The sequence below is a fragment of the Amycolatopsis echigonensis genome (assembly GCF_002846615.1).
In the GTDB taxonomy this organism is placed as follows: domain Bacteria; phylum Actinomycetota; class Actinomycetes; order Mycobacteriales; family Pseudonocardiaceae; genus Amycolatopsis; species Amycolatopsis echigonensis.
Genome location: NZ_PJMY01000003.1, coordinates 3,759,018 through 3,778,657, shown reverse-complemented (window position 1 = coordinate 3,778,657; position 19,640 = coordinate 3,759,018). Strand labels below are relative to the sequence as shown.

Sequence of the window (19,640 nt, the reverse complement as noted above, 5' to 3'; positions counted from 1 at the left end):
CACGACCTGCTCCGGCGGTTTACGCCGGTCAGCTGAGCGCGGCCTGGATCGGCCCGACGGCGAAGTAGGCGACGAACGCCACCGCGATCACCCACATCAGCGGGTGCACCTTCCTGGCGTTGCCGGTCACTGCGTGGATCACGACGTAGCTCACGAATCCGGCGCCGATGCCGTTGGCGATCGAATAGGTGAACGGCATGACCACGATGGTCAGGAACGCGGGCAGCGCGATCTTGAAATCGGTGAAGTCGATGTCGCGGACCTGCGCCATCATCAGCGCGCCCACCACCACGAGCGCCGGGGCGGCGGCCTCGACCGGCACGACCTGGTACAGCGGGGTCAGGAACATCGCCGCGATGAACAACAGGCCGGTCACGATGTTCGCCAGGCCGGTCCGCGCGCCCTCCGCGATACCCGACGCGGATTCCACGAACACCGTGTTCGAGCTGGCCGAGCCGAACCCGCCGGCCGCGCCCGCGAGACCTTCGACGAACAGCGCCTTGCCGACGTTCGGCAGCTGGCCGTCCTTGTCCACCAGCCCGGCTTCCTTGCCGAGGCCGGTCATCGTGCCCATGGCGTCGAAGAAATCGGCGAGCACGAGGGTGAAGACCAGCAGCACCACGGTGATGATCGGGAGCCGGGTCCACGCGCCGAAGGACACGTCGCCGACCAGCGACAGGTCCGGCAGGCCGACGACCTTCTGCGGCAATGCCGGGTAGCCGAGGTTCCAGCCCTTCGGGTCGGTGCCGTTCGACGGCCCGGCCTTCACGATCGCTTCGACCACGATCGCGAGCACGGTCGAGCCGAGCACGCCGATCAGGATCGCGCCCTTGATCCGCTTGGCCACGAGGACCGCGGTGAGCAGCAGCCCGACGACGAACACCGCGGTCGGCCACGAGGCGATGGAGCCGCCGATGCCGAGCCCGACCGGCACCGTGGTGTGCGCGTCGTCCGGGAGCCGGCGCACGAACCCGGCGTCGACCAGGCCGATCAGGCAGATGAAGAGTCCGATGCCGACCGCGATCGCCGATTTCAGCGCCGGCGGCACGGCGCGGAACACCGCGGTGCGGAACCCGGTGAGCACGAGCAGGACGATGATCACGCCCTCGATGACCACCAGGCCCATCGCCTCCGGCCAGCTCATCTGCGGCGCGATCGTGACCGCGAGCAGGCTGTTGATGCCGAGGCCGGTGGCGATGCCGAACGGGTAGTTCGCGACCAGGCCCATCAGGATCGTCAGCACGCCGGCGACCAGCGCGGTCACCGCGGCGACCTGCGGCACCGGCAGGATGTGGCCGAGCACGTCCTTGTGCGCGGACGGGGTGTTGGCCGCGAAACTGCCGATGATCAACGGGTTGAGGACCACGATGTAGGCCATCGTCACGAACGTGACCACGCCGCCGCGGATCTCCCGTCCGGGGCTCGATCCGCGTTCGCTGATCCGGAAGAAGCGGTCCAGAGTGGACCCGGTCCGTTCGCGCTGCTCCGCCATTTCCCCGCCTGTCTCGCTGTTTCCGTCCGGGTAAGCTCTGCGTCGTGGACGAACCGACCAGTGCCCCGGACGCTCCGGCCGCCTTGCGGCACACGCCGGACCTGCCGAAGCGGCTCACCGACCTGACGCCGGTGGTGATCGTAGGTACTGCGCTCTGGCTTGTCGCGCTCGTGGTGCTTTTCTTCACCAGCGGGGGCGTGTGGGTGCAGACGTGTCTCGCCGGGATCGCGCTCGGGTTCATCGGGTTCGGGATCATTTTCTGGCAGCGCGCGGCGGCTCGGCGCGGGTCGAAGTCGGCGCAGCGGCTCTGAGGTTATCGCCGGTTTTGACCGGCTTCGCGGACGTCAGTTCAGCAAAGTGCGCGGCGCGGGGTCTTCCAGCAGCGCGGTGATGCGGTAGCGCTCGGCCCAGTGGTCGCTCGCCCAGGCGAAGGCACGCGCCAGCCCTTCGGACGTGTCCGCGGCGTGCAGCCGGTCGTCGGACCACCACGGCACCTCAGCGGTTTCGCCGCCGACCGTCACGGTGAGGGGGTCGTGCAGCAGCACGCCGCCGTCCGGCACTGCGATGCCGAGTTGGTCCGCAGCGAGCGCGAGGGCGGGCAGGTCGGCCCACGCGACGTACTCGCCGGCGCTGTCGACCTCGGCCTTGAGGCTGCTCGCGACCGGGACGTCGAGGAGTTCCGCCAGCCGCTCCGGTTCGGTCGGCGCGACGACGATCTTCGCCGGGTCGAGCGCCGCCGCGACCCACGGCACGTCCAGCACCACGGCGTCCTCGACGACGCTTCCGTCCGCCGCGCGGACTCGTGCGGGCGCGTCGACCTCGGCGATGTCTACCGGCGCGGCCACCAACGCCGCGTGGGCACGGGCCACCAGCCCCGGCGTCGGCGTCCGTTGCGGATCACCGAGCCGTTGGAGCAGATCGGTGACGTCTTCCGCGGGCTCCAGATCGAGCCCAGTCCGGACGCCGACCGCGCGGAGCAGATCGTCGCTCAGGTCCAGGTCCGGCACCGGGTCGTACAGCCCGGCCAGCTCGGTCGCCGAAGCGAGCCGCCACGAGCCGGGGGCTTCCCCGGCCAGCAGGGCGTACCGCGCGAGCCACCAGCCCGCGTGGCCGTCCGGGCTGTGCAGCGCCTGCCACGTTTCCGGACGGGACGCGATCAGCCGGAGCGCGTCCGGCCAGGCGTCGTCCGCGACGAGGTCGAGGTCCCGGATGGACACGACGGTCGTCGGCGGCTGCTCGAACGAATCCCACCACTGCTCTTCGTCCGGCAGGTTGTGGTCGGGCTCGTGCGGTTCCTCGTCCAGCACGACCGCGAACGAATCGAGCACCTTCGCCGCGACGAGGGTTTCGGTCGGCCAGTCCTCGGCGAATTCCTCGTCCAGCACGGAAAGCGCGCCGTCGGGCTCGAATACCTCGGGGTCGATGACTTCCAGCAACGGCGACGTCGGCAGCACCAGCTCGTCCGCGCGCCGCCAGCCGTCCTCCGCGGGCAGTGCCAACGCGCCGATCCACTCCGGTGCCTGAGCACCGCAATCCGTGACGAGCCGGAGCACCGCACCGGCGAGGTTCATTCCGTCCAAACCGGACTGAACGTCGGCGACGCTGTGCTCCACCGCGTACTGCAGCTGTTCCGCTTCGAGCAGCTGACGCGCGTCAGCGTGCTTGGCTCCCAACAGTTCCAGCAATTGGTGCGCCGCGCCCGGGTGCACCAGCCGGAGACCAGGAACGTCCACATCGGACAATAGCTCGCGTAGTTCGCTACTGCCGTCGACGAGCAGCGCGCCCTTGACACCCGGCAACGTCCGCCCGTCCGACAACGGAACCGGCAGCCCGTCCAGCTGATTCGCGCTGAGCGCATGACTCTCGACCGCGACCGCCAGCTCCGCGTACAGCTTCCGCCACCAGCCGGGTTCGCGGTCAATGCCGGTCAGGACTTCGAGGACGTCACCGATGCCGAGGACGTGCGCGGACACCGGCTTGAGCAATCGCGGGTCTGCCCGCACCAGGCCCGGAATGACGTCGGCCAGCAGCGGAGCCAGCCCGTCGACGTCGAGCACCCGTGCCTGCTGCCCGGAGACTTCCCGACCGTCCACAGTGGCCAGCCAGGGTTCCTGCGCGAGCGCGGCGTACACGAGGTCTTTCAGCTGCGCGTCCACAGCGGACTGCGGGAAACCCGCGGCAGGCACCAGGATTGGCCGGTACTCTGCCTTGACCGCCCGAACCAGCTCGACGTATTCACTCGCCGCGTTCTCCAGCGCGCGAGTGAGTTCCGCGCCAGGAAGCACCCGGCGACGAGACGGCTCCAGCGGCACTTCGGCGATCAACCGAGCCGGGAGTGACAATCCTTCGTCGGTCGGCGTCGGCGCGTGCAGCAGATCGTCCTCGAGCGGCCGCGGCACTCCGTCGGCGTCGACCGGAACCGCCCAGACTCCGTGCTTCAGCCAACGCCGTTGTCCGGTCGGCGAAGTGATCTCGACGATCTCTTCGCCGCTTCGCGTCCACTTGCGACCGTCCACTTCGGCCTCGGCGAGCCACGGCAGGGCCAGCAGGAGATCTTCGATCTCCTTCGCCAGGCCGTCGAGCAGCCCCTGCCCGGATTCCCGCAGCGGCAACCGCACTTCGGTGGCGAATCCGTCAGCCGGCTGCTCCGTGACGGGAAACGGCAGCCGCAGCACCGGAACGTCGCCGTCCCGGCCGGATGCCTCCCGCGTGCGCTGCGCGGAAAACGCGACCCCGCCCGAGGTGGAAACCACGCGAGGCTCGTCGGTGACGGTCAGCACGGCCGCGAATCCGACTCCGAAGCGGCCGACGGTTCCTTGCTTGGCCGAGGCCCGCAAGGACGCCAGCGATTCGACCCCTCGGGTGTCCAACGGCGCGCCGGTGTTGGCGAACCGCAGTTCACCGTCCACAACGGACACTCGAATGCGTCCCGGTTCGCCCGCGAGTTGCGCGGCGTCGGCGGCGTTCTGTGCCAGTTCGACGAACAACCGGTCGCGATAAGCGCCGACGCGCAGGTCGCGTTCGGAGTTGGTGTCCTCGGTGAAGCGGGTGGGCGAATCGCGCCAGGCTCTCAGAACCGCTTCCCGCAACCGGACTGTCCCGAAAGGATCAGCCGCTCCCCCGGCGACTTCGTTCACCGGAGGACATCGCTCCCGTCGGAGTCGCTCTGCTGCGCGGAGTCCTCGTGGCCGGGCGCTTCTTCCTGCTCGGCGGTCGTAGCCGCGGGCGACTCGCCCTCGGTCTCAGCCGGTTCAGCAGTTTCCGGCGCGACTGCCTCGACGACCACGTCAGCAGCGGTGCCCGCCGCCGAAGCCTCGACGACGTCCGCGCTCTCCACCGGCTCTTCGGCCTCGACCGCAGGCTCCTCGGCAATCGCGTCCGGAGCCACGTCAGCAGCAGCCTCCTCGACCGCCACTTCCGCAGCCGCCTCCGGCTCCACCACCGCGACCTCAGCGGTCTCCTCCGCTGCCGCGGCCGCCGCCTCTTCCACGACCGCCGGGTCCGCGACCGCACTCGGCTCAGGAGCTGCCTCTGGCGCCGGCGCGAAGTCGATCAGCGAATCGTCGTAAACCAGTTCCGCGACCGGGACCGAGGAAGTGACTTCGACCCGGACCTCCGAATGCGCCCCGCACCCGTAAGCCACGTCCACGACATGCCCGTCCGCGGGCGCGATGTCGTTCGTGCAGGCGCCGAACGAACCGCGCAGCGACCCGGCAAGCGGCACGAAGAAACCGCAGGTCCCGCAGGTCGCGGGCGCGCTGCGGGCCATGTCCGAACGCGGGCCGAACTCGCCGCTGTGCCAGCGGGCGGCCGCGTCCAGCCTGCCGTAGCGCGAAAGCACGTGGACCCGGCCGAGGCCGACCTCCATGGCCGTTTCCTCGACGGCCGGGTCGTCCGACTGGAGGTACGCGGGCGACAGGCGGGGATCGTCCTTGTCCGCGGGGAAGAGGTCGCCGACGCCGAGGTCGCCGGCGCGCACGCGCCGCTCCCACGGCACCCAGGCGGGCGCGACCAAGGCCTCCGGGCCGGGCTGCAGCACCAGCTCGCTCACCGTGACCGGCTCGTCCGGCCCGGCCACCGCGACGGTGACCGACCAGCGCCAGCCGCGGTATCCGGGCACCGTGGCCTCGAAAAGGTGGCTCGCGGAAACCGCGTCCTCGCGCTCCACTCCGACGTGCTCGCCGACCTGGTCAGCGGGGGCTACCTCCAGCACGGCCTCCCGCGCGATCGCCACGGCGTCCGCGAGCTTCCGGTGGAGAGAGCCGTCGTCCAGGGTCAACAGCAGCGTCATACCCCCAATTGTGCCGCACGCATCCGCGCCGCCCGTGCCAGGCTGTTCCTCGTGCGAACCCGGATCGTCTGGCCCCTGGTAGCCGCCGCGGTGCTCGGCGGGTGCGCGGGCACCCAACCGCCTCCGCCCGTCCAGCCCGAACAGCTCACCGTTCAGGTGCTCGGAACGCTGCCGCACGACTCGACGGCCTTCACCGAAGGGCTCGAGTACTCCGGCACGACGCTGTACGAGAGTCGCGGGCTCGAAGGCCAGTCCGCGCTCACCGCGGGCCCCGCCGGTGGCGCGCCGACCAAGGAGGTGACGCTGCCGTCGCCGCTGTTCGCCGAGGGCATCACGGTGCTCGGGCCGAAGCTGTGGCAGCTGACCTGGCGCGACGGAATCGCGATCGAGCGCGACTCGCAGACGCTCGCCGAGCTGCGGCGCGTGCGATACGACGGCGAGGGATGGGGGCTCTGTCACCAGCCCAACGGGCGGCTGGTGATGAGCAACGGGTCGTCGACACTCACCTTCCGTGATCCGCAAACGTTTGCGGTCACCGGTTCCGTCGAGGTCGGCCAAGACCAGCTGAACGAACTGGAGTGCGTCGGCGACACCGTCTACGCGAACGTCTGGCAGACCGGCACCATCCTGCGCATCGACGCCAACACCGGACGGATCACCGCGAAGATCGACGCCAGCAAGCTCCGCACCCCGGCCCGGCCCGGCGAGGACGTGCTGAACGGCATCGCCGCCATCCCCGGCACGGACGAATTCCTGCTCACCGGGAAGCTGTGGCCGTCGTCGTTCCGCGTGAAGTTCGTCCCGGAAAATCAGCGAACCGGCACGTGAGCGGGCGGCGCGGGACCTCGATGAGGCAGGATTGAACCGTGGCCCTCTTCAGCTCGCGCTTCGGTTCCGACAGCCCCCTCGGCGGGCAGTCGGGCAAAGGCCGCGGCCGGAAGAAACGCCGCTGGACGCCCGAGCCCGGCGCGGCACAGGCCCGCCCGTGGCGCGAGCCCCCGCCGACCCGGGTCGATCACGCCGCTGACCAGCGCCTTCGCCAGAATCCGCCGGAGTACGCGCCGGAGCCGCCGAGGGCCCGTCCGGAGCACATCCCGGCCGAACCGCCGCGCGGCCGCCCGGCCGAACCGAGGACCGAGCACGTCGATCCGCGTCGTGAGCCGCCTCGTGCGCATCCCGGACGCAGCCCGTTCTACGACGACGTGCCGCCGTTCCCGCCGAACGCCGAGGAGGCGCCCACCGGCGCCGCCCCGATGGGACACCGTCCGCCGCCTCCGCGGGGCGCCCGGCCGTACCCGCCGCGCGAGCACCGCACTGAGCCCGTCCACCCGCGGCCGTACGACGACCGTCCCGGCACCGCCGGTTACGAGCACTACGACACCGGCGGTTACGCGGGCGAGCCACGCGTCGTCCCGGAGCAGGACGACGAGCTGCGCACCACCGCCGCGCCCGGTGCCGGGTCGATCCCCAAGCTCCCGAAGAAGCTCACTGTCACGCGGGTCGCCGCGCTGCGCAGCCGTCAGCTGAGCGGACAGGCGATTGGCGCGTTCCAGCGCGCCACCAAGGCGGACGGCGCGGACAAGTCCGGCCTCACCTCGCTGATGTACGCGGTGATGCTGAACTACGCCAGCGACGCGGCGATGGCGGTCGCGCTGGCCAACACGCTGTTCTTCGCCGCGACCAGCGGCGAGAGCAAGGGCAAGGTCGCGCTGTACCTGCTGATCACGATCGCGCCGTTCGCGCTCGTCGCCCCGGTGATCGGCCCGGCACTGGACCGGATCCAGCGCGGCCGCCGGCTCGCGATGTGCGTGTCGTCGATCGGGCAGGGCCTGATGGCCGTGGTGATGGCGCTGCACTTCGACGACTGGCTGCTGTACCCGGCGGCGCTCGGGATGATGGTGCTGTCGAAGTCGTTCACCGTGCTGAAGGCGGCGGTCACGCCGCGCGTGGTGCCGCCGGAGATCACGCTGTCGAAGACCAACGCGCGGATCACCGTGTTCGGCCTGGTCGCGGGCGGCGTGTTCGGTGCGCTGGCCAGCGGTGTGAGCAGCCTCAGCAACTCCTCCGGCGCGTTGTGGTTCACCGCCGTGATCTGCGTGGCCGCGGCCGTGCAGTCGATGCGGATCCCGTCCTGGGTCGAGGTGACCGAGGGCGAGGTCCCGACGTCGCTGTCCGCACGGCCGGAGCCGAAGCAGAAACGGCGACGCCAGCCGATGGGCCGGCACATCGTCGTTGCCTTGTGGGGCAACGGTTCCGTGCGCGTCCTGACCGGGTTCCTGATGATGTTCGCCGCCTTCGCGGTGAAAGCGCAGACCGAGCACGCCGGACACAGCCCGTTCGTGCAACTGCTGTTGCTGGGCATCATCGGCGCGGCGGCCGGCGTCGGCGGGTTCATCGGCAACGCCCTGGGTTCGCGGCTGCACTTCGGTTCGGCGGACCAGGTGATCGTGGGCTGCGTGGCGGCGTGTGTCGTGACGACGTTGGTCGCGACGCTGCTGCCCGGCCTCGCCACGGCGGCGATCGTCGGCCTGATCGGCGCGACGGCCAGTGCGCTGGCGAAGATCAGCCTCGACGCGGTGATCCAGGAGGACCTGCCGGAGCAGTCGCGCGCCTCGGCGTTCGGGCGTTCGGAGACGGTGCTGCAGCTGTCGTGGTGCATGGGCGGCGCGGTCGGGCTGCTCCTGCCGCCGACGTACTGGATCGGCTTCCTGGTCGTGACGCTCCTGCTGGCGCTCGGCCTGGCCCAGACATTCCTGGTGCAGCGCGGCGGTTCGCTCCTGCCCGGGCTCGGCGGCAACCGCCCCTTGCGCCCGGAGCCGACCGGCAGCTTCCCCGCTCCCGGGCCCGCGCGAGGCCGCCGGTAATCTCGGGCCATGCGACGTTCCCGGGTGGTGGCCGTGCTCGCGGCCGGTGGTTTCGCGGTGGCCGGCTGTTCCGCGCCGGGTCCGGCCGAGGTGACTTTCTACGCCGACGGGCACACGGTCAACGTCGCCCCGATCGGCAACTGCGACATCAAATCCGGCGTCTGCGCGGCCAACCCCGGCGCGACCGGCAAGCTCAAGGTGCGGCCGGGCCGGTCGGTGCAGATCTCGGTGCCGAAGGAAATCGCCGAGACGCCGTGGAAGGTCACCGTGCAGTACGTGAACGGCAAGGGCCAGCCCCAGCCGCTCAAGGAGGACATCATCACCTCCCGCGACCGCTACGCCTACACCGCGACCCCGCCCGCGAAGGACGACCAGATCGTGGTGGTCGAGATCGCGCAGGCGTCGGTGATCAGCCGGACCGGCGACCCGAACGACGCGGAGGCGGTCACGACGGCGCTGTGGTCGCTGCAGGTACAGCCTGCTTGATTCTTCGCACAACGGGGAAGGGCTCCGCGCGGGAGATTCCGCACGGAGCCCTTCCCTGTTCTTCAGGCGTGCGCGATCACGGGTCGAGGTCACGCGCGACCGCGCGCATGATCTCGGCGATCTGCTTGGTGTTCTTGCGATCCGGGTACCGGTTGCGCCGCAGATCCGGCTGGACCTTCAGCTCCAGCAGCTTGATCATGTCCTCGATGAGGCCGTGCAGCTCCTCCGCGGGACGACGGCGCGCCTCGGCGACCGACGGCGGCGGGTCCAGCAGCCGGACGGAGAGCGCCTGCGGTCCGCGCCTGCCGTCGGCCACGCCGAACTCGAGCCGCTGCCCGGCTTTCAGGCCCTCCACGCCGTGGGGCAGCGCGGCCTTGCGGATGTAGACGTCCGCACCGCCGTCTTGCGTGACGAAGCCGAACCCCTTCTCCGCGTCGTACCACTTGACCTTGCCGGTCGGCACTTCCCTCACCAGTCCTTCTGCTGTGCAGGTCACGACGAACGCGCCCCGAGCGAACTCGAGGCGCGCGTCAGACAAGCGTATCTCGCCACAGCCGCTGGGGAGAAGCGGATAGTCCCGTTACTCTCACCCCCATGGAGAAGGCAGCGAAGCAGACCGGCAAACCGATCCTCATGCGGCTCGGCATCGGCCTGTTCGCCATCGGCATGCTCGCGGTGGCGACGGTGTTCGTGCTGTTCGCCGCCGGATTCGAGAACCTCCCGGTGTGGCTCAGCGCGGCCGCCGGCGTGATCACCCCGCTCGGACTGCTGCTCGGGCTGATCGCCCTGATCCAGGAAGCGCGCGCCGGAAAGCACGGCTGACCAGCGGTTACCGCCGAGTCAGACCACAGTCTCGACGAACGTCCGGGCAAACCACTCGGGGAAATCGACCAGCGAGTCGAAGACGACGTCCGCGCCCTCTTCGGCCAGCTCCTCGCGGCTGCACGGCCCGGTCGCCACGGCCACGGACACCGCGTTGGCCGCTCGCGCGCCCCGGACGTCGCCCAGGTGGTCGCCGACGTATGCCCGCGCCTCGTGTTCGAGCAGGGCCGCGGCCTTCTGCGTGGACCACAGCTCGCCCACCAGTGCGTCGACCCGCAGCCCCAGCGCGTCGAGGTGCAGCTGCGCGTTGGGCGCGTACTTGCCGGTGACCACGAGCGTGCGCCCGCCTGCCGCCCGGACCGCGCGCAGCGCCTCGGCCGCGCCGGGCAGCGCGACCGTGCTCGGCACGACCAGCTCCGGGTACAGCTCGCGGAACTGCCAGATCAGCTCGGGAATCCGGTCCTCCGGCGCGCCGAACTCGCGCAGCGCCTGATCAAGCGGCGGCCCGAGGTTCGAGGCGAACGCCTCCCCGTCGAACGGCAGCCCGGACTTCTCGCCCAGCGCGTTCATCGCCGCGACCATGCCCGGCCGCGGGTCGATCAATGTCATGTCGAGGTCGAACCCCACCGTGATGCCCACGTCCCACACGGTAGCCGTCCGCACCGACAGTTCCGCCCGGCTGCTGTACACGTGCGCCATCCCGGTAAAGGTTCTTGACACAGATTCATCCTGTGTCAAGCTGACGGTGTGACCAGCTTCACCGAGCGGACCAAAGCAACGCTGCGCGAGACGCTGCTGGACGCGGCCGCGGACCTGCTCCCCGACCGCGGCCATCAGGGCCTCCGGATGGCTGACGTAGCCGCGAAAGCCGGGGTCAGCAGGCAGACGGTCTACAACGAGTTCGGCAGCAAGGCGGCGCTCACGCAGGCCGTCGCACTGCGCGTCGCGGCGGAATTCCTCGACGGCATCCGCTGCCGGTTCGAGGACGCCGAGAGTTTGCTCACGGGCATCCGCGGCGCGGTCGTCTACACCATCGAACACGCCAGGGAGAACCGGCTGATCGCGGCGGCGCTCGGCACCGAGGCCGGCGAGGACCTGCTCCCGCTGCTGACCTCGCGCGGCGAGCCGATCCTCACCGCGGCGGCCGATCTCGCGGCGGGACAGTACCTCGCGCTCGAACCACGGCTCACGCCCGAGTCCGCCGCGTTGCTCGCCGAAACGGTGGTCCGGCTGTCGCTCAGCCACCTGGTGCTGCCGACGCATTCCGCGTCCGAGGCCGCGGATTCGATCCTCGCGGTGCTCGCCCCCGCCATCGACCAATTCGTCCACAATGGAGTGAAACGAGAGGGCCAGTCATGACCGAGACGCTTCCGGAGCTGCGCAGCGGATTCTCGTCCCTGCGCAAGGGCGGGCTGAACTGGGACTCGTTCCCGTTGCGGCTGTTCGTCAAGGGCAACAAGAAGTTCTGGAACCCGGCGGACCTCGATTTCGGCAAGGAACGCGAAGGCTGGGAAAGCCTGACGCCGGAACAGCAACGCTCGACCACCTACCTCGTGGCGCAGTTCATCGCGGGCGAGGAAGCGGTGACCGAGGACATCCAGCCGTTCATGCGCGCGATGTCGGCCACCGGCCGGTTCGGCGACGAGATGTACCTGACGCAGTTCTGTTTCGAGGAAGCCAAGCACGTCGAGGTCTTCCGGCGCTGGATGGACGCCGTCGGGCTGGACGACGACCTGCACTCCTACGTCGCGGAAAACCCGCACTACCGCAAGCTTTTCTACGAGGAACTGCCGCAGTCGCTGCGCGCGCTGGAGGACGATCCCAGTCCGCTCAACCAGATCCGCGCCAGCGTGACGTACAACCACGTGATCGAAGGCAGCCTCGCGCTCACCGGGTATTACTCGTGGCAGCTGATCTGCACGCAGAACCAGATCCTGCCGGGAATGCAGGAATTGGTGCGCCGCATCGGCGACGACGAACGCCGCCACATGGCGTGGGGCACGTTCACCTGCCGCAGGCACGTCGCCGCGGACGACGCGATGTGGGACGCCGTCCAGCAACGCATGGGCGAACTGCTGCCGCACGCGCTCGGCATGATCCAGTGGGTGCAGGACCAATTCGAGGAAGTCCCGTTCGACAACGACCCCGAGGAATTGGTCCAATACGCCGCCGACCGCGCCCAGCGCCGCCTCGGTGCGATCGAATCCGCGCGGGGCACGCCGGTCGAGCAGATCGACCTCGACTACTCGCCTGAACAGCTCGAGGAAACGTTCGGCGAGGAGGACGAAAAGGCACTCGCCGAAGCCGCCGCGGCCGCTTCCGCCTGACCGGGCCCGGCGGCCGTCCACATCGGACGGCCGCCGAACTCCCTCACGCGTGCTTCTGCGCGGCCGCCTGCTCCAATCCCAGCAACGTCACCGACTGCTCGCGCATCTCGACCTTCCGCACCTTCCCGGTCACCGTCATCGGGAATTCCTCGACCACGTGGACGTAACGCGGAATCTTGTAATGCGCCAGCTTCCCCTGGCAGAACTCGCGCACCGCCTCCGTCGTCAGCGGTTCCGCGCCCTCGCGCATCCGGATCCAGGCCATCAGTTCCTCGCCGTACTTCACGTCCGGCACGCCGATCACCTGGGCGTCCAGCACGTCCGGATGCGTGTAGAGGAATTCCTCGATCTCGCGCGGGTAGATGTTCTCGCCGCCGCGGATCACCATGTCCTTGATCCGGCCGGTGATGTTGAGATAGCCCTCGTCGTCCATGATCGCGAGGTCGCCGGTGTGCATCCAGCGCGCGGCGTCGATCGCCTCGGCGGTCTTTTCCGGTTCCTCCCAATAACCGAGCATCACCGAATAGCCGCGCGTGCACAGTTCGCCCGGAGTTCCGCGCGGCACGGTCAGCCCGGTTTCCGGATCGACCACTTTGGACTCCAGATGCGGGCCGACCCGGCCGACGGTGGACACCCGGCGTTCGACCGAATCGTCGGCGCGGGTCTGCGTGGACACCGGCGAAGTCTCGGTCATCCCGTAGCAAATGGACACCTCGGTCATCCCCATCCGGTCGATGACCTGCTTCATCACCTCGACCGGGCATGGCGACCCGGCCATGATGCCGGTGCGCAGCGAGCCGAGGTCGAACGTCACGAACTCCGGGTGGTTGAGCTCGGCGATGAACATCGTCGGCACGCCGTACAGCGACGTGCAGCGTTCGGCGGCGACCGCGGCGAGCGTGGCCTTCGGGTCGAACGCCGGGGCCGGGATGACCATGCACGCACCGTGGCTGGTGCACGCGAGGTTGCCCATCACCATGCCGAAGCAGTGGTAGAAGGGCACCGGGATGCAGACCCGGTCCTCCTCGGTGTAATTGCACAGCTCGCCGACGAAATAGCCGTTGTTGAGGATGTTGTGGTGGCTGAGCGTCGCACCCTTGGGGAAGCCGGTGGTGCCCGAGGTGTACTGGATGTTGATCGGATCGTCCGCGGACAGCCCGGCCTGCTGCTTCGCGAGCCGCTCCGGGTCGCCGCCGCGGCCGGACTCCATCAGCTCGGTCCACGAGGAGGTGCCGAGCAGCACGACCGCTTCCAGTCCGGGACAGTTCGGCCGGACCTCCTCGATCATCGCGGCGTAGTCGGAGGTTTTGAACTTGTCCGCGGCCACGAGCATCCGGATGCCGGCCTGCTTGAGCACGTACTGCAGCTCGTGCGAACGGTAGGCCGGGTTGATGTTGACCAGGATCGCGCCGATTTTCGCCGTCGCGTACTGCAGGAACGTCCATTCCGCCCGGTTCGGCGACCAGATGCCGACGCGGTCGCCCTTGCCGATGCCCGACGCCAGCAGCCCGTGCGCGAGGGTGTCGACCTCGGCGGCGAGTTCGCGATAGGTCCAGCGGGCGCCTGCCTCGCGGTCGACGAGCGCGTCCCGGTCGCCGAACGCGGCCACCGTGCGGTCGAAATTGTCCCCGATCGTGTCGCCGAGCAGGGGGACGCTGGAGGTCCCGGAGGCGTAACTGGGCAGTGCGGGCGCGTCAGGCATGGGTGCCTCCCGTGGCGGTCTTCTTCGACGAGCCCGAGTCTAAGCTCGATTTCGGACCTTTCCGCCACCCTCCTTGTGGGGTGCGCTCGCACGAGCGGCTGATCGTCGTGCACGTTCCGCTACCCTCGGTGCGGGTTGTTTCGTGCACGAGGGGACGGGGACGTTGCCGGAGGAATTCTCCCTGGGCTGGACCGAGACCGACGTGGCGGTGCGGCGCACCGGACTGCCCGCGTCGTGGCATCCGTTCGAGATCCGCAGCGCCGGCGCGACGATGACCGAGCACAACCGGCTGGCCGACGAGGCGTGGAACGCGCTGCGCGGCCGCGGCCTCGCCGACGCGGAGAAACTCGACCGGGACGTCGAAGCGACCCTGCGCGCCTGGACCAGGCCCGACGTGCTGATCATCGTGCGCGCGGCCGAACTGCCGTCCGGGACCGTGCTGTACCGCGCGTGCATCGGCGAGGGCCTCGGCGTGTTCTCGGAACAGGTCGACGACGGGCTTCGCTTCCGCCAGGTCCGGCCGGAACGGCTGGTCGATCTGCTGCTGAGCATGTTCCCGCCTTATCCCGCGATGCCCGTCTCCCCGGTGGCGATCACCCAAGCCCCGCCGGCGAAACGCAACGGCGAGGCTCCGGCGCCCTCGCGCCGGGACCGCGACGCGCTGGCGGGGTACTCGCAGTGGCCGCTGCACAGGCACGGAACCGTCGAACTTTCGCTGCGGCCAGGGCAAGGCACGCTCCGCCCGGTCTCGACGGCGACGTTCGTGGACACCGACGGCGGCCGGTACCTGACGTTCTCGGAGCCGTTGCCCGACGGCGGATTCCGGCTGCACTTCACGCCTTCGACGGGCGCGCACCTGCGGAAGTGGCTGCTGGAGACCATCGAAGAGGGCGTGCGCTGAGAATTCAGGGCTAATCCCCGATGCCTCGGCCGCGCGCGGCAAGGCAGGATCGGTCTCATGCGATTCCACCTAGTCGACGCCTTCACCGACCAGGCCTTCGCCGGCAACCCGGCCGGCGTCGTCGTGCTCGACCAACCCGCGGACGCGACGTGGATGCAGCAGGTCGCGGCGGAGATGAAGCACTCCGAGACCGCTTTCGTCGTCAACACCGGCGAAGGCGCGAAATCGCTCCGCTGGTTCACCCCGACCGACGAGGTCTCGCTCTGCGGGCACGCCACCATCGCGGCCACGCACGTCCTTGGCGGACACCAGGTTTACGACACCCTCAGCGGCCAGCTGACCTGCACGAAGGCCGACGGCTGGATCGAGATGGACTTCCCGGCCGACCCGCCCGTCGAGACCGGTGAAGACCTCTCCCACCTCCTCAAGGCACCCGTGAAGTTCACCGGCCGGGCTCGCGAGAACCTCTTCGCGGTGCTCGACAGCGTCGAAGCGGTCCGGAACGCCGAGCCGGACCTCGACGCCCTCCGCGCCACCTGGACCGGACGGCTCATCATCACCGCGGAGGGCGACGACTTCGTCAGCCGGTTCTTCGGGCCTGGCGTGGGCGTCGACGAGGATCCGGTCACCGGGTCCGCGCACTGCTCGCTGGCTCCCTACTGGGCGCGGGAACTGGGCAAATCCGCGCTCGTCGGGCAGCAGATCTCCGCCCGAGGCGGAACCGTACGCACCGAAGTCCGCGACGACCGCGTGCTGCTGCGCGGCCAGGCCGTCACCGTAGTGAGCGGGGAGTTGCACGTCTGATGCGCTTGATCCTCAACGTGATCTGGCTGGTCCTCGCCGGTTTCTGGATGGCGCTGGGCTACCTGCTGGCCGGAGTGGTCTGCTGCGTCCTGATCGTCACGATCCCGTTCGGCATCGCGTCGTTCCGGATCGCGAACTACGCGCTGTGGCCCTTCGGCCGGACGGTGATCGACCGGCGCGACGCCGGGGCCGGCTCGTTCGTCGGCAACGTGATCTGGTTCCTGGTCGCCGGACTGTGGCTCAGCATCGGCCACCTGATCACCGGTGCCCTGCAGTGCCTCACGATCATCGGCATCCCACTGGGACTGGCCAACTTCAAGATGATCCCGATCTCGCTGATGCCGCTGGGCAAGGAGATCGTCGAAGCGTGAGGTCCGCCTTCGCTTGATTCGCACGAGGTGCACCGGCTGCCCGGTGCACCTCGTGGCAGGTCACCACGTCCGACCGAAAAATAATTTTGTCTTGACAACTCAAACGATCGGCAGCAGCCTAAGCGCATGACAACCACGCGAAAGCTGATCCTCGGTTTCTACGTCTCCCTCGACGGCAAGAGCGCCGACGCCGACAACGGCATCCGGGACGTCATGATGTCCATCGACGACCCCGAGCAGGAGAAATACTTCGTCGACCAGCTGTGGGACGCCGGGGCCTTCCTCATGGGCCGCACCACGTACGAGGCCATGGCGGGCTTCTGGCCCACCTCGGACCACCCCTCGGCCAAGGCGATGAACGCGATTCCCAAGGTCGTGTTCTCCAGAACGCTCACGACCGCCGAGTGGGCCGAGACCCGGATCGCCAGCGGCGACCTCGCGGAGGAGATCGCCAAGCTCAAGGCCGAGCCCGGCAAGGACCTCGTCGCCGCGGGCGGCACCGCGTTCCTGCACTCGCTGATCAAGCTCGGCGTGGTCGACGAGTACCGCCTCTGGGTGCTCCCCGCCGTCACCGGCAAGGGCGCGGCGCTGTTCCCCGAACTGGACGAAGCGCGGCGGCTGCGCCTGGTGAAGAGCACTGCCTTCCCGTCTGGAATCCTCGAGCTGCGGTACGCCCCGGCCGGCTAATCCTCCGGCTCGAAAGGCAGCTTCACCACGAGGCACGGCCCGCCGACGAACAGCCCGCCGTCGATGCCCAACGCTTTCCCGCCGGCGTAGAGGTACGGGCCCTCGATCTGCGTCGGGTGGATGCCCAGCTGGTCGGCGATGACGCTGTGCCCGTGCACGATCCGCGAACCGCCCAACGCGTCCAGCAGCCGATCGGCGTTCTCCTCGCCGTCCGGGCCGCGGAAGGCGTAGCGGGTGGTCATCCGCCGCCACACGTCCCACCAGTCCTCGATGTTGCTGCCGGACAGAATGTCGTGCGCGGTGGCGTTGATCGAGTCGATGTCCTCGCCCCAGTCGAGGTACTCGAGGGTGTCCGAGTGCAGCAGCAGGTGGTCCTCGTCGACCGCGACCAGCGGGCGAGCGGTGAGCCATTCGATGTGCTCGGGGGTGAGCCGGTCCTGGTCCGACAGCAGGCCGCCGTTGATCTCCCAGCTGCGCGCGAAACTGCGCGGCCCGAAGTCGGACGGCACCGGGCGGTCGCCGAAGTGGTACATCCCCAGCAGCAGGATCTCGTGGTTGCCGAGCAGCATCTGCACCGACCCGCCCGCCTCGGCCGCCTGCGCCTGCAGCCCGCGCACGAGGTCGATCACCCCGACGCCGTCCGGGCCGCGGTCGGTGAAGTCGCCGAGGAACCACAATCGGTCTTCGGCGCCGGCCCAGTTGCCGTCGCTGTCGACCAGGCCCTCGGCGCGCAGCGCGTCAACCAGGGCGTCCCGGTGCCCGTGGACGTCGCCCACCACATAGACGCTCATTGTTCGACGATATGCCCTGTTCCCGGGCGGTGGGCGGTCAGCCTTCGCCGAACGGGTCGAGCGTTCGCCCGATCAGGTCGGCGACCGAGCCGATCACCTTCGTCGGCCGGTAGGGGTAGCTCTCCACCGACTCCTCGTTCGAGATGCCGGTGAGCACCAGGATGGTCTGCAGTCCGGCCTCGATCCCGGAGTGCACGTCGGTGTCCATCCGGTCGCCGATCATGAGCGTCGACTCCGAATGCGCGCCCAGCCGGCGCAGCGCGGACCGCATCATCAGCGGGTTCGGCTTGCCGACGTAGTACGGCGAGCGGCCGGTGGCCCGCTCGATCAGCGCCGCGACGGACCCGGTGGCCGGCATCGAGCCCTCGACGCTCGGGCCGGTCGCGTCCGGGTTGGTCGCGATGAACTTCGCGCCGCCCTCGATCAGCCGGATCGCGCGCGTGATCGCGCTGAAGCTGTACGTGCGGGTCTCACCGAGCACGACGTAGTCCGGATCGCGTTCGGTCAGCACGTAGCCGACCTCGTGCAATGCCGTGGTGAGCCCGGCCTCGCCGATCACGAACGCCGAGCCGTTGGGCCGCTGCGACGCGAGGAACTTCGCGGTCGCCAGCGCGGAGGTCCAGATCGATTCCTCGGGGATGTCCAATCCGGTGCGCAGCAGCCGCGCGCGCAGGTCGCGCGGGGTGTAGATCGAGTTATTGGTGAGCACCAGGAAATCGATCTCGTTGCTTCGCAGTTCGTCGAGGAACTCGTCCGCCCTCGGGACGAGATGTTCCTCCCTGACCAGCACACCGTCCATGTCGGAGAGATATGTCCACCGGCCTTCGCTCATGCGCGAAAACCTATCACGCGCGCGAGACGCCTGCGGCATACGACGAAAACGACTACAGTGGAAATTTCCGGTAACGCGAGGGGAGTCGCGCCGCCGGTCACCGAGGGGGTTCGGGGGAATCTTTTCCGTAAACACCGGCGTATTCGCCGTTGCGCAATTCTTCCCGCCCCTCGCATTGAAGGGGGAACAACCTGATGACAGAAATCGCCGACCGTCCTGCCGTCGCGAGCCCGATCGCCGGTCCGAACCGGGGGCTGACGAAGTTCCTTGACCCGCTGCCGGTTCCGCCGGTGCTGCGGCCGCCGTGGTCGAGCCAGGACATGATCACCATTCCGATGGCGGCGAAGGCACTCGCAATTGCCGCCGAGCATCTCGCGGACCTATGCCGGACATTTCCCGGGCCGACAATCGACGTGCGCAGCGGCAAACAACTGCCGATTTCGTGGTCGAATGAAATAGAAGGAAAATTCCCGTTGGTCGCCGTGCGGGGACCGGTGGCCGACGGGCCGACCAGCCGCCCCGGCCGCGAGCTCGACCGGCCCGGCTACTCGATCGCCGACGGCGTCGCGGACCTGCCCGGCGGCGATCGCGAACTGCCGCTGATCCTGACCGACCGCAATCTCGACACCGACCCGGCGACCGGACGGCTCACCGGGCAGCTGCTGGACAAGTTTCCCGTATGTGCCGAACGGGCCGATGATCCCGTTCGCCTGATCGGCACCGACAGCGGATTGCTGCCCGCTCCGGCGCCGCTGCCGCCCGGCGGCCTGACCGTCGCGCCCGCCGAACGGTTCGACGTGCTGATCGACTTCAGCCGGTTCCGGGGGCAGAAACTCAAGCTGCGCAACGCCGATCCGCGCCTGGGCGGCGTTCGAGCTGCCTGAGAAGCTCTCGACGTCCTACGTCCGGATCAAGCACGGTTCGACGCTGCCGGAAGACCATGACCACGTCTGGGTCGCGCTCCTGCTCAACGCGAGCGGGCACCCGGAGATGCGGGACCTCGAACAGGTCGACGCCGATCCGGGCGGCAAGGGGGCCTTCCGCTGGAGAAGTACGAGGAGGGCTGGAAGGACACGATCATCGTGGACCCGGGCCAGTGGGTGAGCGTCGCCGGCCAGTTCAGCGGCGGCACCGGCGAGTTCAGGTACCACTGCCACATCCTCGGCCACGAGGACGAGGGCATGATGCGGCCGTTCGTGGTGCACCCGCCCGAGGTGGCGAAGTTCCGCGTCCACCCGGGAGGCGGCCACCACCACGGCGGCTGACCGGG

The 19,640-nt window shown here is 69.3% G+C and carries 21 protein-coding genes; 13 read left to right on the top strand and 8 right to left on the bottom strand.

What is annotated here, in order from left to right; all coding sequences use genetic code 11:
* Window positions 1–28: 28 nt before the first annotated feature.
* The gene (locus tag ATK30_RS22875; RefSeq protein ID WP_101437349.1) at window positions 29–1,492 is read right to left on the bottom strand and encodes an NCS2 family permease; all 1,464 of its coding nucleotides are present in this window, start codon (window positions 1,490–1,492) and stop codon (window positions 29–31) included.
* Window positions 1,493–1,575: 83 nt separating this feature from the next.
* Here ATK30_RS22875 and ATK30_RS22870 point away from each other — a divergent pair, with 83 nt between their 5' ends.
* Window positions 1,576–1,803: a DUF2530 domain-containing protein gene (locus ATK30_RS22870; RefSeq protein WP_043827386.1), complete on the top strand. Its 228-nt coding sequence runs from the start codon at window positions 1,576–1,578 to the stop codon at window positions 1,801–1,803.
* A 33-nt stretch (window positions 1,804–1,836) separates the two neighbouring features.
* Here ATK30_RS22870 and ATK30_RS22865 read toward each other — a convergent pair whose 3' ends face one another.
* Together ATK30_RS22865 and ATK30_RS22860 are read right to left on the bottom strand one after the other, a co-directional pair.
* Entirely contained in the window at window positions 1,837–4,629 is a 2,793-nt protein-coding gene (locus ATK30_RS22865; protein WP_101437348.1) for a sacsin N-terminal ATP-binding-like domain-containing protein, read from the bottom strand.
* A complete protein-coding gene (locus ATK30_RS22860; protein WP_101437347.1) occupies window positions 4,626–5,783 on the bottom strand; it encodes a DUF3027 domain-containing protein in 1,158 nt (385 codons plus the stop codon). The genes ATK30_RS22865 and ATK30_RS22860 overlap by 4 nt, the downstream gene beginning before the upstream one ends.
* A gap of 51 nt (window positions 5,784–5,834) precedes the next feature.
* Between ATK30_RS22860 and ATK30_RS22855 the strand changes: the two genes are divergently transcribed.
* Genes ATK30_RS22855 through ATK30_RS22845 form a run of 3 tightly spaced genes read left to right on the top strand, consistent with a single transcriptional unit; the run spans window position 5,835 to window position 9,133 of the window.
* On the top strand, window positions 5,835–6,611 hold the full coding sequence (locus ATK30_RS22855) for a glutaminyl-peptide cyclotransferase (RefSeq protein WP_101437346.1): 777 nt from the start codon (window positions 5,835–5,837) through the stop codon (window positions 6,609–6,611).
* A 38-nt stretch (window positions 6,612–6,649) separates the two neighbouring features.
* The gene (locus ATK30_RS22850) at window positions 6,650–8,647 is read left to right on the top strand and encodes an MFS transporter (protein ID WP_101437345.1); all 1,998 of its coding nucleotides are present in this window, start codon (window positions 6,650–6,652) and stop codon (window positions 8,645–8,647) included.
* A 9-nt stretch (window positions 8,648–8,656) separates the two neighbouring features.
* On the top strand, window positions 8,657–9,133 hold the full coding sequence (locus ATK30_RS22845) for a DUF2771 family protein (RefSeq protein WP_208637399.1): 477 nt from the start codon (window positions 8,657–8,659) through the stop codon (window positions 9,131–9,133).
* Window positions 9,134–9,209: 76 nt separating this feature from the next.
* Here the strand turns inward: ATK30_RS22845 and ATK30_RS22840 are convergent, their stop codons facing one another.
* Window positions 9,210–9,596, bottom strand: a complete 387-nt coding sequence (locus ATK30_RS22840) for a cold-shock protein (RefSeq protein ID WP_101437344.1) — start codon at window positions 9,594–9,596, stop codon at window positions 9,210–9,212.
* Between the two features lie 131 nt (window positions 9,597–9,727).
* On the opposite strand from ATK30_RS22840, the gene ATK30_RS22835 reads away from it, so the two are divergent.
* On the top strand, window positions 9,728–9,955 hold the full coding sequence (locus ATK30_RS22835; RefSeq protein WP_101437343.1) for a hypothetical protein: 228 nt from the start codon (window positions 9,728–9,730) through the stop codon (window positions 9,953–9,955).
* 18 nt (window positions 9,956–9,973) lie between these two features.
* Here the strand turns inward: ATK30_RS22835 and ATK30_RS22830 are convergent, their stop codons facing one another.
* Window positions 9,974–10,594 carry an HAD family hydrolase gene (locus ATK30_RS22830; RefSeq protein ID WP_101441005.1) on the bottom strand — a complete coding sequence of 207 codons (621 nt, stop codon included), beginning with the start codon at window positions 10,592–10,594 and terminating at the stop codon, window positions 9,974–9,976.
* Between the two features lie 108 nt (window positions 10,595–10,702).
* Here ATK30_RS22830 and ATK30_RS22825 point away from each other — a divergent pair, with 108 nt between their 5' ends.
* A complete protein-coding gene (locus ATK30_RS22825; protein WP_101437342.1) occupies window positions 10,703–11,314 on the top strand; it encodes a TetR/AcrR family transcriptional regulator in 612 nt (203 codons plus the stop codon).
* A complete protein-coding gene (locus ATK30_RS22820; protein WP_101437341.1) occupies window positions 11,311–12,282 on the top strand; it encodes a R2-like ligand-binding oxidase in 972 nt (323 codons plus the stop codon). Before ATK30_RS22825 ends, ATK30_RS22820 begins: the two co-directional genes overlap by 4 nt.
* 43 nt (window positions 12,283–12,325) lie before the next feature.
* On the opposite strand, the gene ATK30_RS22815 is transcribed toward ATK30_RS22820, so the two are convergent.
* Complete coding sequence (locus ATK30_RS22815) at window positions 12,326–13,984, bottom strand: AMP-binding protein (protein WP_101437340.1); 1,659 nt, start codon at window positions 13,982–13,984, stop codon at window positions 12,326–12,328.
* A 142-nt stretch (window positions 13,985–14,126) separates the two neighbouring features.
* Here ATK30_RS22815 and ATK30_RS22810 point away from each other — a divergent pair, with 142 nt between their 5' ends.
* The 4 genes from ATK30_RS22810 (at window position 14,127) to ATK30_RS22795 (ending at window position 16,747) form a co-directional block, all read left to right on the top strand.
* On the top strand, window positions 14,127–14,885 hold the full coding sequence (locus ATK30_RS22810; RefSeq protein ID WP_101437339.1) for an ESX secretion-associated protein EspG: 759 nt from the start codon (window positions 14,127–14,129) through the stop codon (window positions 14,883–14,885).
* Window positions 14,886–14,942: 57 nt separating this feature from the next.
* Entirely contained in the window at window positions 14,943–15,689 is a 747-nt protein-coding gene (locus ATK30_RS22805) for a PhzF family phenazine biosynthesis protein (RefSeq protein ID WP_101437338.1), read from the top strand.
* A complete protein-coding gene (locus tag ATK30_RS22800; protein WP_101437337.1) occupies window positions 15,689–16,060 on the top strand; it encodes a YccF domain-containing protein in 372 nt (123 codons plus the stop codon). Before ATK30_RS22805 ends, ATK30_RS22800 begins: the two co-directional genes overlap by 1 nt.
* A 126-nt stretch (window positions 16,061–16,186) precedes the next feature.
* The gene (locus ATK30_RS22795; protein WP_101437336.1) at window positions 16,187–16,747 is read left to right on the top strand and encodes a dihydrofolate reductase family protein; all 561 of its coding nucleotides are present in this window, start codon (window positions 16,187–16,189) and stop codon (window positions 16,745–16,747) included.
* Here the strand turns inward: ATK30_RS22795 and ATK30_RS22790 are convergent.
* Together ATK30_RS22790 and ATK30_RS22785 are read right to left on the bottom strand one after the other, a co-directional pair.
* Window positions 16,744–17,538 (bottom strand): metallophosphoesterase family protein, encoded by a 795-nt coding sequence (locus ATK30_RS22790; protein ID WP_101437335.1) that lies wholly within the window; start codon window positions 17,536–17,538, stop codon window positions 16,744–16,746. The two genes, ATK30_RS22795 and ATK30_RS22790, sit on opposite strands and share 4 nt — an antisense overlap.
* A 37-nt stretch (window positions 17,539–17,575) precedes the next feature.
* Window positions 17,576–18,370 (bottom strand): HAD-IIA family hydrolase, encoded by a 795-nt coding sequence (locus ATK30_RS22785; RefSeq protein ID WP_101437334.1) that lies wholly within the window; start codon window positions 18,368–18,370, stop codon window positions 17,576–17,578.
* Between the two features lie 194 nt (window positions 18,371–18,564).
* Here ATK30_RS22785 and ATK30_RS46300 point away from each other — a divergent pair, with 194 nt between their 5' ends.
* The gene (locus ATK30_RS46300) at window positions 18,565–19,254 is read left to right on the top strand and encodes a cupredoxin domain-containing protein (protein ID WP_244194699.1); all 690 of its coding nucleotides are present in this window, start codon (window positions 18,565–18,567) and stop codon (window positions 19,252–19,254) included.
* A 198-nt stretch (window positions 19,255–19,452) separates the two neighbouring features.
* Entirely contained in the window at window positions 19,453–19,635 is a 183-nt protein-coding gene (locus ATK30_RS47745; protein WP_244194698.1) for a multicopper oxidase domain-containing protein, read from the top strand.
* Window positions 19,636–19,640: the final 5 nt, after the last annotated feature.